A 16,217-nucleotide genomic window follows, 5' to 3' on the forward strand; every position below is an offset into this window, starting at 1 on the left:
AGCCAACAGCCAACAGCCAACAGCCAACAGCCAACAGCCAACAGCCAACAGCCAACAGCCAACAGCCAACAGCCAACTGCCAAATCCGACCAGTGAATGACAACATAACCCCTTTTCAGTATCCTATGGGCTGAATCACAGTGGGAATTTTCCATGTCGCAAACAGCTTCTCAGACCGTGGTAATCAGCGGTAGCGGTCTTTGGACCCCCCCTTATAGCATCAGTAATGAAGAATTGGTCAGTGCCTATAATGCCTGGGCCGATCAATATAATCAGCAAAACCAACAGGCTATTGAGGCTGGCAGCATGGAAGCCAAACCTCATTCCAGTGCCGAGTTTATTGAAAAAGCCTCAGGTATTAAAAGTCGTTTTATTTATAGCCGGGAAGGGGTATTGGATATTCAGCGTATGTATCCCCGCTTTCCTGAGCGTGCTGACGATGAGGTATCCCAGCAAGCCGAAATTGCTATCGCTGCCGCCAAAGCGGCATTACAAGCGGCCAATAAGCAAGCCGCAGATATCGATGCGGTAATCGTATCCTGCGCTTATACTCAGCGGGCCTATCCGGCGATTGCCATAGAAGTGCAGGACGCGCTGGGGATTGAAGGCTTTGGCTTTGATATGCTGGTGGCCTGTTCGGCGGCCACCTTTGGGCTGCACCGCGCCTATGAGATGGTTAAAGCCGGTACGGCCAGGGCGGTGTTGGTCATTAACCCGGAACTGGTCTCCCCGCAAATTAATTACACCGACCGCGACAGCCATTTTATTTTCGGTGACGTGGCTACCGCCAAGGTCGTTGAACAGGCAGAGACGGCAACCAGTGAGCACCAGTTTGAAATACTCAGCACTAAAGCGGTGACTAAGTTTTCTAATAATATCCGTTCCAATTTTGGTTTTATGAGCCGTGCTCAGGATGTAGATCCTTTCGCCATTGATAAGCTGTTTCATCAAAATGGTCGCAGCGTGTTTAAGGAAGTCTGCCCAATGGCTGCAGCGCATCTTGAGAGCCATGTGGCGCAGCATGGTGTAAGCGCAGCACAGGTAAGACGCTGGTGGCTGCATCAGGCCAATATCAATATGAACCTGTTAATTGCCAAAAAGCTGTTAGGCCGGGATGCCAGTGCCGATGAGGCGCCCATTGTACTCGACCGTTATGCCAATACCGCCTCGGCAGGCTCAATGATTGCCTTTAATTTGCATCATCAGGATATGCAGGCCGGTGATATTGGTGTGCTTTGCTCCTTCGGTGCTGGCTATTCCATCGGCAGTTTAGTTGTGCGTAAGCGTTAGAAGAGTTTCAGGGATGACGCAAAAAATACAGACCGGCGGCGATGTCCGCCAGGAACCGGCCATGCAAAACCTGCTTGGCCGTATGCCCAAGGCGGTGGCAGACAGCTTTAACGACGAGCAGCTTAACCATCTGAAACTGGCCCTGGGCGCGCGTAACTGGGGACGTCATGCCCTGGATATCCGTACCACCTTGCCGGTGCCTTTTACCCGCTGGCGTTATTACCTGGTGTTGTTGATGGGTAAGAACCGCCGGGAATTGTCCGAGCGGGAGAAAGCCTTATCTGCCCTGGCATCTGCTGCACTGTTAAGTGCGTTTATTGTGTTCTGCGTATTGCTGGGCTTGCTGGTGCTGTATCTGGTTAAATCGGCGCTGGGCATTAATCTGTTTGACGGTTTTTCGCTGGGGATTTGGAGCGAGTTTAAAAAGCTCTTCGAGTAACGTTTCGGGTTGGGACGAAACGTTACCCGTCAAGCTTAAAACCTACAGCATAGTTGAAAGATAACCAACCCCTAGCCTTGTAAACGGGCCTTCATTTCGCGGCGTTTTTTATGCAGCACAGGCTCGGTATAGCCGCTTGGCTGTTCGATACCGGCGAAAATAAGTTCACTGGCTGCCTGAAAGGCGATGGCGTTATTCAGGTTTGGCGCCATGGGGATATACTCAGGATCGCCCGCATTTTGCTTATCTACTAATACCGCCATTTTTTCCAGCGATGCCTGCACCTGCTCCTTGCTGAGTAAACCATGTTTCAGCCAGTTGGCAATATGCTGACTGGAGATGCGTAAGGTGGCGCGGTCTTCCATTAAGCCGACGTTATTGATATCCGGTACTTTTGAACAGCCCACTCCCTGGTGAACCCAGCGCACCACATAACCCAGAATACCTTGTACATTGTTATCCAGTTCCCGTTGAATAAGCTCCTGGCTTAACGTGCGACCGGATTCCAGTAACGGGATTTGCAGAATACTGTCCAGCCCGTCAGACGCCTCCTGCGCCAGTTGATTCTGAACAGCAAACACATCCACCTGATGATAATGCAGGGCATGCAGGGTTGCTGCGGTGGGCGAGGGAACCCAGGCGGTATTGGCACCGGCCTGAGGATGACCTGACTTGGTTTGCATCATATTGGCCATTTGATCCGGAATCGGCCACATGCCCTTACCAATCTGCGCTTTGCCGGACAGACCCGACGCCAGGCCTGCGGCCACGTTGGCCCGCTCGTACGCCAGGATCCAGGGCAGGGTTTTCAGCTCTGCCTTGGGAGCAAAGGGCCCGGCCAGCATACTGGTATGGATTTCATCACCGGTTCTATCCAAAAAGCCGGTATTGATAAATATCACTCTGTCACGGGCGGCGGCAATACAAGCACGCAAATTCACGCTGGTGCGTCGCTCTTCATCCATAATGCCCATTTTCAGGCTATATGTCGGCAGGTTAAGCAGGGATTCCACCCGGCTGAACAGTTTATCGGTGAAGGCGACTTCGTCCGGGCCGTGCATTTTGGGTTTTACAATATACACGCTGCCGGTTTGGCTGTTTTTAAATTTACCCAGGCCAAGCAGATCGTGCTTGGCAATCAGTGCGGTGATCACCGCATCCATAATACCTTCGGGAATCTCCTGACCATCAAATAAGATGGCAGGGTTGGTCATCAGATGGCCGACATTGCGCACTAACATCAGGCTGCGCCCCTTCAGGCTGAACGCCTGACCCTGGGCAGAGAGATACTGGCGATCCTGGTTCAGGGTGCGCACCTGGGTTTGACCACCTTTTTCCAGTTCCGCGGTTAAAGTACCCTGCATCAGGCCCAGCCAATTCTGGTAAACCAGGGTTTTGTCTTCACCGTCCACGGCGGCCACGGAGTCTTCACAGTCCATAATGGTGGTAAGCGCCGATTCCAGCAGAATGTCTTTAAGGCCAGCCGGGTCGGTTTTACCTACGGGATGATTTGCATCGAACTGTAACTCTGCATGCAGGGCATGATGTATAAGTAATATCGCCTGAGGGCTTTCCTGGCTGCCCTGATAGCCTGCCAATGTGCTTGGGTCTTGCAGTCTGGTCTGGCGGCCGTCTGTTAGCTCAATAACCAATTGCTGGGATTCAATGCGATAACGAATAGCATCCTGATGTGAGCCTTGCTCCAGGGGGGCAATGGTATCCAGCCAGTGTTTGGCCCAGGCCACGACTTTTTGCCCGCGTACCGGGTTATAACCTTTGCCTTTTTCAGCGCCGTCAGTTTCATCAATCACGTCTGTGCCATAGGCGGCATCATACAGGCTGCCCCAGCGGGCATTGGCGGCATTTAAGGCATAACGGGCGTTGTTAATGGGCACCACTAACTGCGGCCCTGCCATGCTGGCGATTTCTTTATCCACCTGGCTGGTGCGGATCCGGCTGTCTGCTGGTACGGCTTGCAGGTAGCCAATATCGGTTAAGAAGCGTTTGTAATCAGTCCTATCAAGGGCGGGGTGGCGACTATGGTAGTCGTCAATTTGCGCCTGCAGCACATCGCGCCGTGCCAGCAGTGCCTGATTTTGCGGGATCAAATCGGCCAGTAAGGAGTCAAAGCCGACCCAGAATTGCTCGGGCTCCACTTCACTGCCCGGCAATGCCTGTTCCTGAATAAATTGGTACAGGCCGGGGTAAATGGCCAGGCGGCCCTTGTTGATCATCTCTGCCATGCTGGGCTCCTATTGTAGGGTAAATGGCCATCCGGCCCTGAGCCATAAACTGGCTTCTTCACTATAGTCTGTCAGGCCAGTCTAGACAGGTCTGCTGTGTTTGTAGAGTTTATGGATTGTATTTTCGGTATTCAGCCTGTTTATAGTGTTGTGCGTATGCATGCTATGAAGATCTTTTCAGGTGCCGGGCAGCATGATTGACAGGGTATTGTGCATCGGTGATAAGGTTGCTTAGGATTTAAACAATCGCTTGAGGATGCTATGAAAGGGAATCTGTGGCTGGGAATAGGATTATTATTACTGCTTGGCTGGCTGGCCTACGAGTATCTAGGGCCTCAGTCACCCGCAGAGACTGCTTTTGTGGGGGATAATGCCACGCTAGAGAAGGGCTCAAACCCTTCTAAAACTGACCCCCCTGCACATAACCCCTTCGTTATAGCAGGGCAGCAGGACAGCGCTGAGCAGCATGTTGAGGCGATAGACTCGCATCGGGCAAATGACAATCAGCCTGACACTATTGGAACAAGCGCTGGTTTATCTGTTCGTGAGGCGAAAACCGAACAAGCGTTTTTCTTAACGGTGGAGAGTACGGATGACCGGCATCGCGACTCGGAAATGGGTGACATTAATATGGAAGCGGCGCGACATCACTTGCCGGAACCTCTTGCCGGGGCATTTGCCCAGACTAGCTATCGCTTTGCGAATGCTAAACAAATTAATCAGTTGCTTGAAAATGAGGGGGGCCGCAATAAGACCTTGGAGCAAAAAATTTCCGAATATATTGCGCAGGTGGCGGTAACCTGGGGAGTCAAAAGCTATGCGGTTATTTGCTCATCAGCGCAATGTATGTTGCTTACCACACAACAAAAGGATTTTTACCTGAATTCGCTGCTCAAAGACTATTCCCATGATGTGGCTGAGCGCTTCCCGCTGCAATTGACATTTAGTTCCAGCAGCGCCCCGGCAAAAGCCGGGGATGCGCTAAAAGTCTCCTTTTACCTTATCCAAAAATCAGGATAATTCCTTAGCAATATCAATAATCAAACGGCGCAGCCAGATATGCCCGGCGTCATGTTGTAGCAGCGCGCTCCAGGCCATTTTCAGGGCGATGGGCGGGATATCAAAAGGCGGCTCCAGGATCACCATATTGCTGTCGTCTTTATAAATTTTGGCAGCACGACTGGGCAGGGTGGCAATCAGATTCTGCTCGCGGGCCAGTTGCAAGGCCACATGATAATGACGGGTAAAAACGCGGATATGCCGTTTTTTGCCCAGTTTTGCCAGTTCCAGGTCGACCCACCCGAGTTTTTGCACTTCGTTGGGATCAATACCTACTCCTACGCCAAAGCCGGTTTTACTCACCCAGATATGCTGACCTTTAAGGTATTTTTCCAGGGTGAAGTGTTTGACCACCGGGTTTTGTTTATTCACCACACAGGAGAAGCTGTCATACCAGATGACTTTTTGATGGAATGACAAAGGCAGCTCTTCAAAACGGTTAATGGCCATATCCACTTTGCCATGTTCCACATCATGGTAGGTCACGTCAGACGGGGTAATCACATCCAGGGTGATGTTGGGGGCCTGATGATTAAGCTGGCGAATCACCTCCAGCAATAAGGTGGATTCGGCATAATCGCTGGCCATAATGCGAAAGGTGCGTTCGCTGGTCAGCGGATCAAAGTCGCTTTGTGGCTGAATGGCCGATTCCAGGCGGGAAATGGCATCGCGCACCACGGGTTGCAACTGCAAAGCCCGCTGGGTGGGCGTCATACCATCACTGGTGCGCACCAGTATTGGGTCGTTAAACAGGTCGCGTAAACGTTTCAGGCCGTTGCTCATGGCGGGCTGAGTAATGGACAGTTGGGCCGCAGCGCGGGTCACACTTAATTCACGCATCAGCACATCAAAATACACCAACAGATTCAGATCGACCTTGGCTATATTCATAAGATTAATGACCGGTATGAGATTTATAAATTGGTTGAATCCTAACCCGGATGACTATGCTTGTCATCAGCAGATTCGCCCGTAGAGGCAGCATAACTATCTGTACACAGCAAAGTTGAAGCGCTGGATGGTGTTACCAAACCAGCAAACAAACCGGAGAACTATTATGTCAGCCTACCTACAGGATATTGAACACTTTAAGCACCTGCTCAAAGAGCGCCACACCTGGGGAGCGATTAACCCCGAGTATGCGGCGCGCATGAAGGCGCAAAACCCGTTTAAAACCGGCCTGGATATTGCCCGTTATACCGCCTCGGTTATGCGTCGGGACATGGCTGAATATGACGCTGACAGCAGCGCTTATACCCAGTCACTGGGTTGCTGGCATGGCTTTGTGGGCCAGCAAAAGCTGATTGCCATTAAGAAGCATCATGGCACTACGGATAAACGCTATTTGTATCTGTCCGGCTGGATGATTGCTGCGCTACGCAGTGAATTCGGCCCGCTGCCGGACCAGTCTATGCACGAAAAAACCGCGGTCCCGGCACTGATTGAGGAACTCTATACTTTCTTACGTCAGGCTGATGCCCGTGAGCTGGGGGGCTTGTATCGCCAGTTAGATGACGCCAGAGCGGCGGCAGATACTGCCAAAGCGGCCGCGCTGGAAAATCAGATAGATAACTTTGAAACCCATGTGGTGCCGATTATTGCCGATATTGATGCCGGCTTTGGTAACGAAGAAGCCACCTATCTGCTGGCTAAGAAAATGATTGAGGCCGGTGCCTGCGCCATTCAGATTGAGAATCAGGTATCTGACGAGAAACAATGTGGGCACCAGGACGGTAAAGTCACCGTGCCCCATGCCGACTTTTTAGCCAAAATCAATGCGGTCAGATATGCCTTCTTAGAGCTGGGAGTGGAAGAGGGGATTATTGTTGCCCGTACCGACTCCCTGGGCGCCGGTCTGACCAAACAAATTGCGGTCACCAACGAACCTGGCGATCTGGGTGACAAATACAACAGCTTCCTGGATGGTGACTATATTGACAGCGCCGACGATATCCAGAATGGCGATGTATTAGTCAAAGCCAATGGCAAGCTGCTAAAACCCAAGCGCCTGGCGTCCGGTTTATTCCAGTTTAAAAAAGGCTCGGGGGAAGATCGGGTGGTGCTCGACTGTATCACCAGTTTGCAAAACGGCGCCGATTTGTTGTGGATCGAGACAGAGAAGCCACATATAGGTCAGATTGCCGGCATGGTAAAACGCATCCGCGAAGCCGTGCCGAATGCCAAGCTGGTGTATAACAACAGTCCGTCGTTTAACTGGACGCTGAACTTCCGTCAGCAGGTGTTTGATACCTGGCAGGCGCAGGGTAAAGATTTAACTGGCTATGAACGTGCCAGCCTGATGAGTGCTGAGTATGACAGCACTGAACTGGCGCAGGAAGCCGATGCCCGCATTCGCAGTTTCCAGGCTGATGCGGCAAGGGAAGCGGGGATTTTCCATCACCTGATTACCTTACCGACCTACCATACAGCGGCTTTGTCTACCGACAATCTGGCGAAAGGTTACTTTGGTGGTGAAGGCATGCTGGCCTATGTTGAGGGGGTGCAGCGCAAGGAAATCCGTGAAGGCATTGCTTGTGTCAAACACCAGAATATGGCCGGTTCCGACATGGGCGACGATCACAAAGAATACTTCTCTGGTGATGCGGCCCTCAAGGCCTCTGGTAAAGACAATACTATGAACCAATTCGGTTGATACAACTGTTGCTTGATCGGCCACCCACAACGGGTGGCCTTTTTGCTTTGGGCCGACTACCCTGAATGACGCCGCTAATCTGGTTAAGGAGTGATATTGTGCGCGTCGATTCATCGGTTTCGGATATCTACCCCTGTGTTATCTATGACAATGCACAGTCAGCCATTGACTGGCTTTGTCAGGCATTTGGCTTTACCTGCCGTTTTGTGGTGCCGAGATTATTCAGCCGTTACAGGACGAGGAATATGGCGCCAGAGGCTATATGGTAAAAGATCCGCAAGGGCATATGTGGTATTTCGGCAATTACCGGCCCGGACAATATTGGCAATAGCTGCAAGGCTAGCATAAGGCCTAAGCTGGCCGTTGGAGTCGCGCCTTAGCTGCCACGACATGCTATGGTCGTGGCAGCGACTGCGATTAATTACCAGTTGTTAGTGCTGTTTAAGCAAACTAGCCAGCGTGGTGCGTTGCAAGGGAATAAACGGCAACCATGTTACCAGGGATATGACGATGCCTAAAAACAATCCGCTGGCCAGAGTCTGCATGACGCTGAAGGTCAGCCCGTCGATAGACAGCCAGTTCAGTGCCAGTGCCGCCAGCCCTATCGCTACCAGCAGGCTGATAAGATTTCCCCTTACATTTTGCCAGTACAATACAAAGAGGGGAGCGCCAACCGCCAACTGAATACCAAAATCGAGCCGCTGCAGGCTGAATTTGGCTTTAAGCTGATAGTAGAGATTAAGCACCACCACACCCAGCAACAACAAGGCGATCAATGCGGCGCCGCCGAGCAGTTGATTGGCCAGTCTGTCCTGCGCCGCCACCACGTCAGTGATGGGGCGCTTGTGCGTAATTCTGGCACCCGGCATAGCGCTTTGTAGCCAGGTTTCTAATGCTTGTTCCAGAGAGTCGGCCGGGCTGGAGGCAAAGTAAAAATGCAATTCTGTGTGCCGTTCGTTATCCGCCCCTTTTAAGGGTAAATACAGCATCGGCATGGGCGCATTGTACCTGCCTGTATGCGGGGCATTGGCAGCCTGACCAATAATATTCTGTTTGCCTTCAAAGCCGATATCTAAGCGGCTCCCCTTAATCTTCTCAAAACCCGCATCTTGCAGTAGCGCTGCCGCTGCCTGATTAACTATCACACCTTGTTGCCAGTCTGGTGGTGGTCGATCGCCCGAGAGTGACAACAACGCAAAATAAGACGGGCTGACCCGCAATACCCCAACTTCCACTGCTTTGCTGAATCTGGGATCTTCAATCATCAGCGAAATTGGCTGGTCAAACGCACGATCAGACAGGGCTAAATCACCTTTTGCAAGGCCGGGATACTGCCCGGATAGCAAAGGCTGAATCAATACGCTGCGCGGACGCTGAGCCACACTTTGCTGAATTAAATCTGGCGGTAAATTGCTCTGTTGTTCAAATCGCCACCGATCTTGTGCCACGGCAAACACTATGCTGACGATACCCGTGGCCAAACACAGCTGCAGGCACAGCATGGCCTGCCCAACCATTAGCTGACCGCGTGAAGCGGCTTTGGTCATCTGGCGATTAAACAAGGTGGTTTTGAGCATTTGCCACAGTGGTATGTGCATACAGCATCCCAATAAAATGGCCATGACCAGTATGGCAATAACGAAGTAGCCGGATGACGTTGACAGGTCACTGGTCTGCAGATATTGCGCCAGTTCCTGTAGCTGGTGTAAGGCTGCCAGGCCCAGTTTAAGCAGCAGCCACGCAATTGATGCCATCAGCGTCAGCATAATAGCGGCCATTAGCCACTGCGGCCGTAAAAGATGCAGCATATCCGCGCCCAGTACCAGCCTGATCCTGTTGTTCTCCATCTCTGTCATCGCCTGGTGGCTGAACAGTGCGGTGGTATTGGCGACAAGCAGCACGGCCAGTCCCAGCAACAGCACTATTGCCAGCAGCCACAAACGATAAAGATGGGTAAATTTTTCCGGTTGTAGCTGTATTCCTGGCAATACCAGCAGCTTTGAACCGGCGGTATCCATACGCATGCCTTGCACGCTCAGATCCATGGCCGACAGGCGTTCGGTCAGTGCCTCGGCACTCAGCTTGAGCTGAGCTTTGGGGTTTGCGACCAGAATGCCGTAATAGCCCGGCACCGCCAGCAGAAAACGACTTAACATGGGTTCATTGGTAAAGGGCGCAAGCATATGCATATATTCGCCCGACAGAAAAACATCGTTTTGCCAGGGGCCAAGCTGGTTAACCGACGCGGGCAAGATCCCCTGAATCACCAGACCATGGGCTAATCTGGGGTGTGACAGCCGCTGACCTATTGCGGCCTCGGCAGAGGCAAAATGCAGGTTGGCCATCGCTTCGCTGATATAAACACCCTTTTCATGGTCACCGCTAAGAGGCAGTCCAAGTAAGTCCGGTAACCCAGGGGAAAAATACACCAGATTAAACTTATGCTCGGTGCCATCTGGCAGCATAAGTTGCGCTGGGCGTGGAAACAGATAGCCTGCCTGGGCAATGTTGTCCATCTGCTCGGCCGCCAGCAGGGCCTGGCGGTTTATGCCGGCCAGACGTCCGTCCTGCTGCACCCGGGCTAAGGTAAAATACTGATGGGACTGGGAAACCCAGACGGGGGTGGGCTGAAACAATATACTGCCAAACTGCATACACAGGGCGAATAAGGCGCAGCACAGGGCAAAGCCGCAGGTCAGCCACAAGGCTTTACCCAGGTGTTGTTGCCATTGTTTCCACATAAGGGTCAGGTTAAACATCCGGTTAGTCTGCTGCATCGAAAATTCTGCCGTCTTTAAGAAAAATCTGCCGCTGACAGCGCTTGGCCAAACCATTGTCATGGGTAACCATCAGCAGGGTCGTGCCCCGTTGATGGCATTCCAGCAGCAACTGCATCACGGCTTCGCCCGCATGCGAGTCCAGATTGCCGGTGGGTTCGTCGGCTAGCAACAGGGCTGGCTGGTTTACCAGTGCGCGTGCCACTGCGACCCGCTGTTGCTGCCCCCCAGACAAGGCATCGGGCCGCAGGTGCAATTTGTCCGCCAGTCCAACCTGCTCTAATACTTGCTTACTCAGTCTTGCATAGTCAGAAGGCGGAATGCTGGGATTGTAACGCAGGGGCAGGGCGACATTTTCCAACGCACTGAGGCTGCCAATTAAGCTGAAATTCTGGAACACCCAGCCAATATGGCGATTACGCAAAATGCTGGTTTGGCGGCGGGTCAGGGCGTTAACGTTCTGGCCTTTGAGCTGGTATTCCCCGCCGCTGGTTTTGTCCAGCAGGCCCAGAATAGACAACAAGGTCGACTTGCCGCCACCGGACGGCCCGACAATGGCCACGGCTTCACCGGCATCTATACTCAGATCGATACCCTTAAGTACGTTATGGGTGGTTGCGCCCTGACCAAAGGTTTTACTGGCCTGTCGCAGATGGATCAGATTATTCAATGTTCATGTCCTTTTGGGTGATGCGCGGTTTGTTTTGCCAGGCTGGCGGATACTGAATCAGCACCTTTTGTTGTGCCTCGATCCCATGCAGAACCTGCACATAATGCTGGCCAACCAGACCGGTTGCCAGGGGTTGGCGAATATAGTCCTGCCCTTGTTGTACATAAAAGAGATTTTCACTGTTGGCTTTAATGGGGTATGCCGGCAGGGGCAACCGCAGGCTATGGGCAATATCCGCCACCAGGATACTGGCAGACAGCTCCATATTGTCTTTGGCGGCCGCGGGCAAAGGTGCGTCGAACGCCAGGGTGACCTGCATCAGGTTGTTTTCCACCTTAGGGTAAATCCGATATACGCTGGCGGAAAACTCTCCTGATAGCATACTGACTTCGGCAGCCATGCCCAGGGTAAGGTGTAAGGCATCGGCGGCACTGACAAATACATCGGCCATCAGCATATCCGGGTCCAGAATCACTCCCAGCACATCTCCTTCGCGGGCCACTTTACCCAGTTCCACCTGTTCACCCAGGCTGTTCAGAATGCCGTCTTTGGTGGCGTAGATATTTAGTTTGTCGATATCCTGGCGGGCGATATCCAGCTTCTCTTCGGCGGCTTTGAGGGTATACTCGGCGGCCTGGCGTTTTGACGATAATGCCTGCTGCCAGAAGGTATAGCTTTGCCGGGCCTGAGTCAGTTGCAGCGTTGCCTTGGCCAGAATGGCTGTGGCGCGCTGATGTTCCAGTTCAGAAACAATCTGCTTCTGTTTTAATTGCGTCAGTATATCCAGTTCCTGTTGGGCCATTTCCACATCAATACCTGCCACATCCAACTGCTTTTTAACCTCCATGCCCTGACGTTCAATGTCCACCAGGGCAGACTGATATTCGGCCTGCGCCTGATACCAGTCCAGCCTGGCTTGCGCCAGTTGCCTGACCAGCCTGGGGCTTTGCAGTTGTACCAGCAAGTCACCTTTTTTCACTGTGGTGCCGGGATACACTTTCAGATCGGCAATCACCCCCTCCACTTGCGCAATGACCGAGGTGTTACTGACTGCACTTAAGCGCCCATAGCCGCTGACCCTGGCCTGCACTGGCCCCCAGTCGGCCTGGGCAACTTTCAGATCTGCCGGCGCGGCAGGGGATAGCTGCTGCCCCAGCAACATCACCAGCCAGATCAGAATGGCCAGTCCAGCGGCTGTTGTGGTTAACAGTAGCGCCCTTTTCCAGGGGCTGTTGTTAGCCGGTATCGTTAATGGTTCCTGCATTTTTTATCCTGCATGCATCAGTATGGCTACACACTGTGGTGCGAATTGCCAGTTAGTTTCCCTCAGGCGGCTGATTCAGTTTTGCTTCCATCTCTCGTCTTTGTTTAAATTCGGCATTAGAAATCCTACCTTTAGTGATCATATTTATTCTGAATTTAGGCAGTGGTAGCTGCGCTGATAGTTGCAAACTATTCCGGTATAAATTCTTAGCCTTAGCCGAAACATCCAAAATATCTACCCAGCTGGTAGGGTCCTGTTGACTCATCACGCTATCAAAAAATATAAAGATTAAGCCTGAATCTTGCCTGGGTACGATATTCAGTAAAGTTGTTAATCTCTCAGGACTTATTTCAATATTACATACCTGCTGGGTGAAAATCTCACTATAGTCCGGATAGAGCTGAACCGATTCTTTATAGCTTAACCACTTTCCTTCATTTAAGTTGTATAAATAGGTTCCAGGAAAAACGAGATCACAGCCCGCATCCAGGAAAAATCGCTCCAGTTCATAAAATTTAGGGGTAAAGACAATTTGCTGCCAATGCTGTTCTTCCTGTATTTCGACCGCAAGGCATGCTTTACTCATTAAACTTGAAACAAATAACGAGAAGACAGTTTTTTTGAGTATCTCTCTCATCTTTTTAATCATCCAAAGGTTGCTGGTTTAACTGTGCTTTTTTTCGTGTGCTTTCTTGAATTCAGCATAAGGAATTTCACCTTTTTTAATCATATTGATTCTGAATTTAGGTAGTGGTAGCTGAGCTGATATTTTTACTTTTTTTCTGTATAAATTCTTGGTTTTAGCCGAAACATCTAAAATATCTACCCAACTGGTAGGGTCCTGTTGACTCATCACGCGATCAAAAAATATAAAGATCAAGTCTGAATCTTGCTCAGGTTCTATATCCAGTAATGCGATTAATCTTTCAGGGCTTACTTTAACATCACACACCTGATTGAAAAACAGAACGCTGTAGTCTGGATAGAGCTGTATCGACTCTTTATAGCTTAACCATTTACCTTCAGTTAGATTATAAAGATAGCCTACAGGGTATTTTAGATCACAGCCAGAATCCAGAAAAAAACGCTCAAGCTCATAAAATTTAGGGGTAAATATAATTTGCTGCCAATGCTGGTCTTCCTGATTTGCTGTAGCAAAAACACAAGTACCAAAAAGCCCAGATAATAATAAAAGAGTAGTCCGGATTATACGCTGAAACACGATGTTAACTCCTGCTAAATAAGGTTAGTCAGGGCGCACTACAGCGCCCTGTTATTTAGTTTATGGACAGCGAATATTGCATGGTCTGGCTTCAGTGCAATCTTGCAAATCCCCACCTGGGCCTTCTGCCACACATTGAAATTCACCGTTTCTGTTGCCGCATACAGAATCACCGCAAGCTGCCCATACTGCCATGCTGGACAAAGCTAACGCCAACGTTGCTAAAAGATATTTGAATTTCTTCATTTTCCTTTCCGTCTTACGTTAATAAACGCCTGGTTCAGGCGGGTTTATTGCAGGTGACGGTTAATTCCAAATTAGCCAGCAAACCCACAATGTGGCTCTATGGCGGCCAGGCCAGAGAAACTTAACGCGTTAGGACAGTGAATTAAGCATGATGCACCATACAAGCCTTCGAGGTCTTGTTGGGGATAAGCAGAGCGGAAATGGAAATAGAGGCAATACATAGCGTTCCATGCTAAACAAGTCCCAATAAATTTACGCTAGCACTTTGATACAAAGTGGTCAATAAGTTGTTTTATTTTTGTTAACTATTATTGGCTGGGCGGGGAACGAAAGGCCTTGTTAGTCACTGTTAATGCTATGGTTATTAATTTTCAACGGCAGGACAATTACAAAACAAGCGCCGCTGTCTGTGGGTTCAAGATAGACTTCACCCCCCAGAATATGTACCACCGCGTTATACAGGATATTCAGGCCAAGGCCCAGATTGCCTTTGCCAAGCTGGCTGGTGTAGAAGGGGTTGAAAATATGTTTTTGCTTGTCTTTACTGATACCCGAGCCGTTGTCCTGATACACCAGCGTTAGATTTTTACCACTTTTAACGACACGGATACTGACCTGTGCAGCCTGTTGTTGGCTAAAGCCATGTTCACAGGAATTCTCCAGCAACTGTGAGATGGCTTTAAACAGTACATCAGGATATGAGTAAATCTCCACGGGTTCTCCCTGAATTACAATATCCACGTCCTTATTCAGGGTGCGCTTTAATAATTGCAGCCGGTCATTAAGAAAACCCACCACATCGAAGTGTTTCATTTCAGACGATTCCAGGCTGGTGGAGATAAGTTTAAATCTGGCTATCATATCGGCGGCCCGTTCGGTATTGCGATTGGTAAGCGCCAGTATTTCATCTGCTTCTTCAAGGAAGCGACTCAGTTGGTTGCCACTCAGTTGCTTGTTATGCAGTTTTTCTCTGGTCTGACTGAGCCGGTCTTTCAGCGTGGACACCGACGTAATTACCAGTCCAAGCGGGGTGTTCAGTTGATGAGCCATACCGGAAACCAGGGTGGTCATGGCTGACATCTTTTCCGCGTCGGCCAGTTTGCGCTGGGTGCTTTTAAGGTGCTGCAAGGCCTGACTCAACTGCTGATTTTTGGCTCTGATTCTGGCAATAAACAGCAGGGTAATCACCCCCACCAAGGTGACTGCCACAATTAGGGTCAGCATTTGCTGGCGGGCTGATTCTGTTTTGGCACTGGCAATGGCATTTTGCTGGGTGAGCCTGGCAATATCATTGTCTTTAGCGGCTAAGTCCAGTTGTGCTGCATAGAATGCCACACCGATTTGGGCCTGGCGGTTAAGCAGATCAAACTTGCTCTGCGCATATTGATTTGACGCGCTTAGCGCCGCCGGCCAGTTTTCCTGGGCCTGGTGATAGCGCATCAGCAACTGATAGGCATCGGCGCGCTCCTGGAATCGCTGGCTGCTTTGGGCCAGACTCAGGGCTTCGGTGAGTAGCGGCTCGGCGGATTGCCAGTCAGACTGGTCGATTTTGATTCTGGCCAGATCCAACATTGGGCCAATGCTTTCGGACGGGTTACTCTGCTGCCGGATCTGAATAGCCAGGGTTAAATGCCTCTGCGCTTGTTGTATGTCACCAAGGGCCAGGTAGGTACGTCCCAGATTATGGTGTGACCAGGAGGAGTGGTAGGTAAATTGATGCTGCTCGCGAATTGCCAGGCTCTGCTGATGGGCCCTGAGCGCTTCCTGATACATCTGTTGGCCGTACCAGGCTTCGCCCAGATTGTTCAGCCCAGTGGCCATTTGCGAAGGAAGCTCTCTGGCCTTGGCGTCATCATAAAAACGCTGGAAATATTCCTGCGCCTGAATATAGCGGCCCATTTTTAAATAAATGTGGCCAATATTGTTCTCGGTCTGGCGCACATACTGCTCGGTATCCATCAACCGGGCGATACGGTAGCTTTCGAGAAAATTTTCCAACGCGCGCTGGTACATGGCCAGATTACTGAAAGCCGACGCGCTGATGCTGTAATAGCTGAACAGAATGGTGTCACTGTCTACCGTCTGGCTCATATGTTTGCACTGTGCCAGGGTTTGCATGGCCAAATCAATATCGTCCACCTGAATCTGAAACCAGGCTTTACCATAGAGCAGACGGATTTTTTGTGCCTGGGTGAGTTGCATCTGATGAAGCTGAAGCAGCTCGTCGGTTTTGTCTGCCGCCTGGGCCGGAGAGTTTGCTGCCACGGCCCTTATCTGAGCTCGTAGTGACTCAAATTCTTCCTCGCTAAATGGCGCGCAATGGGCCTGAGGAAGACATAGCCAAAGCACAACAA

13 protein-coding genes are annotated in these 16,217 nt (G+C 50.8%); 5 read left to right on the plus strand and 8 right to left on the minus strand.

The features are described from left to right. The first annotated feature begins 153 nt into the window (after window positions 1-153). Window positions 154-1,290, plus strand: coding sequence for a beta-ketoacyl-ACP synthase III (locus CSR04_RS09185; RefSeq protein WP_102795998.1), 1,137 nt, complete (start codon window positions 154-156; stop codon window positions 1,288-1,290). A gap of 13 nt (window positions 1,291-1,303) precedes the next feature. Beyond that, window positions 1,304-1,729 carry a 3-phosphoshikimate 1-carboxyvinyltransferase gene (locus tag CSR04_RS09190; protein WP_102795999.1) on the plus strand — a complete coding sequence of 142 codons (426 nt, stop codon included), beginning with the start codon at window positions 1,304-1,306 and terminating at the stop codon, window positions 1,727-1,729. Window positions 1,730-1,800: 71 nt separating this feature from the next. Here CSR04_RS09190 and CSR04_RS09195 read toward each other — a convergent pair whose 3' ends face one another. After that, window positions 1,801-3,972: a malate synthase G gene (locus CSR04_RS09195; RefSeq protein ID WP_102796000.1), complete on the minus strand. Its 2,172-nt coding sequence runs from the start codon at window positions 3,970-3,972 to the stop codon at window positions 1,801-1,803. 261 nt (window positions 3,973-4,233) lie between these two features. On the opposite strand from CSR04_RS09195, the gene CSR04_RS09200 reads away from it, so the two are divergent. Beyond that, window positions 4,234-4,992, plus strand: coding sequence for a hypothetical protein (locus tag CSR04_RS09200; RefSeq protein ID WP_102796001.1), 759 nt, complete (start codon window positions 4,234-4,236; stop codon window positions 4,990-4,992). Here CSR04_RS09200 and CSR04_RS09205 read toward each other — a convergent pair. Continuing rightward, window positions 4,984-5,922: a LysR family transcriptional regulator gene (locus CSR04_RS09205; protein WP_102796002.1), complete on the minus strand. Its 939-nt coding sequence runs from the start codon at window positions 5,920-5,922 to the stop codon at window positions 4,984-4,986. The two genes, CSR04_RS09200 and CSR04_RS09205, sit on opposite strands and share 9 nt — an antisense overlap. A gap of 166 nt (window positions 5,923-6,088) precedes the next feature. On the opposite strand from CSR04_RS09205, the gene CSR04_RS09210 reads away from it, so the two are divergent. Together CSR04_RS09210 and CSR04_RS25120 are read left to right on the plus strand one after the other, a co-directional pair. Further along, on the plus strand, window positions 6,089-7,684 hold the full coding sequence (locus CSR04_RS09210; RefSeq protein WP_102796003.1) for an isocitrate lyase: 1,596 nt from the start codon (window positions 6,089-6,091) through the stop codon (window positions 7,682-7,684). Window positions 7,685-7,859: 175 nt separating this feature from the next. After that, on the plus strand, window positions 7,860-8,015 hold the full coding sequence (locus CSR04_RS25120) for a VOC family protein (RefSeq protein WP_216362540.1): 156 nt from the start codon (window positions 7,860-7,862) through the stop codon (window positions 8,013-8,015). 100 nt (window positions 8,016-8,115) lie between these two features. Here the strand turns inward: CSR04_RS25120 and CSR04_RS09220 are convergent, their stop codons facing one another. From CSR04_RS09220 to CSR04_RS09245, 6 genes are all read right to left on the minus strand, one after another. Then, complete coding sequence (locus tag CSR04_RS09220) at window positions 8,116-10,461, minus strand: hypothetical protein (protein WP_146027138.1); 2,346 nt, start codon at window positions 10,459-10,461, stop codon at window positions 8,116-8,118. Beyond that, window positions 10,448-11,131 (minus strand): ABC transporter ATP-binding protein, encoded by a 684-nt coding sequence (locus CSR04_RS09225; RefSeq protein WP_216362541.1) that lies wholly within the window; start codon window positions 11,129-11,131, stop codon window positions 10,448-10,450. Before CSR04_RS09225 ends, CSR04_RS09220 begins: the two co-directional genes overlap by 14 nt. After that, window positions 11,124-12,395, minus strand: a complete 1,272-nt coding sequence (locus tag CSR04_RS09230; protein WP_102796005.1) for an efflux RND transporter periplasmic adaptor subunit — start codon at window positions 12,393-12,395, stop codon at window positions 11,124-11,126. The genes CSR04_RS09225 and CSR04_RS09230 overlap by 8 nt, the downstream gene beginning before the upstream one ends. Before the next feature lie 52 nt (window positions 12,396-12,447). Further along, window positions 12,448-13,044 carry a hypothetical protein gene (locus tag CSR04_RS09235; RefSeq protein ID WP_102796006.1) on the minus strand — a complete coding sequence of 199 codons (597 nt, stop codon included), beginning with the start codon at window positions 13,042-13,044 and terminating at the stop codon, window positions 12,448-12,450. A 15-nt stretch (window positions 13,045-13,059) separates the two neighbouring features. Then, window positions 13,060-13,617, minus strand: a complete 558-nt coding sequence (locus CSR04_RS09240) for a hypothetical protein (RefSeq protein WP_102796007.1) — start codon at window positions 13,615-13,617, stop codon at window positions 13,060-13,062. A 585-nt stretch (window positions 13,618-14,202) separates the two neighbouring features. Next, a complete protein-coding gene (locus tag CSR04_RS09245; RefSeq protein WP_172449298.1) occupies window positions 14,203-16,128 on the minus strand; it encodes a tetratricopeptide repeat protein in 1,926 nt (641 codons plus the stop codon). Window positions 16,129-16,217: the final 89 nt, after the last annotated feature.

The sequence above is a fragment of the Bowmanella denitrificans genome (assembly GCF_002887595.1).
Taxonomy (GTDB): Bacteria; Pseudomonadota; Gammaproteobacteria; order Enterobacterales; family Alteromonadaceae; genus Bowmanella; species Bowmanella denitrificans.

Excerpts from the sequence above, each read along its gene's own strand:
- CSR04_RS09185 (WP_102795998.1), top strand. The coding sequence starts at position 154 with ATGTCGCAAACAGCTTCTCAGACCGTGGTAATCAGCGGTAGCGGTCTT.
- CSR04_RS09190 (WP_102795999.1), top strand. The coding sequence starts at position 1,304 with ATGACGCAAAAAATACAGACCGGCGGCGATGTCCGCCAGGAACCGGCC.
- CSR04_RS09195 (WP_102796000.1), bottom strand. The coding sequence starts at position 3,972 with ATGGCAGAGATGATCAACAAGGGCCGCCTGGCCATTTACCCCGGCCTG.
- CSR04_RS09200 (WP_102796001.1), top strand. The coding sequence starts at position 4,234 with ATGAAAGGGAATCTGTGGCTGGGAATAGGATTATTATTACTGCTTGGC.
- CSR04_RS09205 (WP_102796002.1), bottom strand. The coding sequence starts at position 5,922 with ATGAATATAGCCAAGGTCGATCTGAATCTGTTGGTGTATTTTGATGTG.
- CSR04_RS09210 (WP_102796003.1), top strand. The coding sequence starts at position 6,089 with ATGTCAGCCTACCTACAGGATATTGAACACTTTAAGCACCTGCTCAAA.
- CSR04_RS09220 (WP_146027138.1), bottom strand. The coding sequence starts at position 10,461 with ATGCAGCAGACTAACCGGATGTTTAACCTGACCCTTATGTGGAAACAA.
- CSR04_RS09230 (WP_102796005.1), bottom strand. The coding sequence starts at position 12,395 with ATGCAGGAACCATTAACGATACCGGCTAACAACAGCCCCTGGAAAAGG.
- CSR04_RS09235 (WP_102796006.1), bottom strand. The coding sequence starts at position 13,044 with ATGATTAAAAAGATGAGAGAGATACTCAAAAAAACTGTCTTCTCGTTA.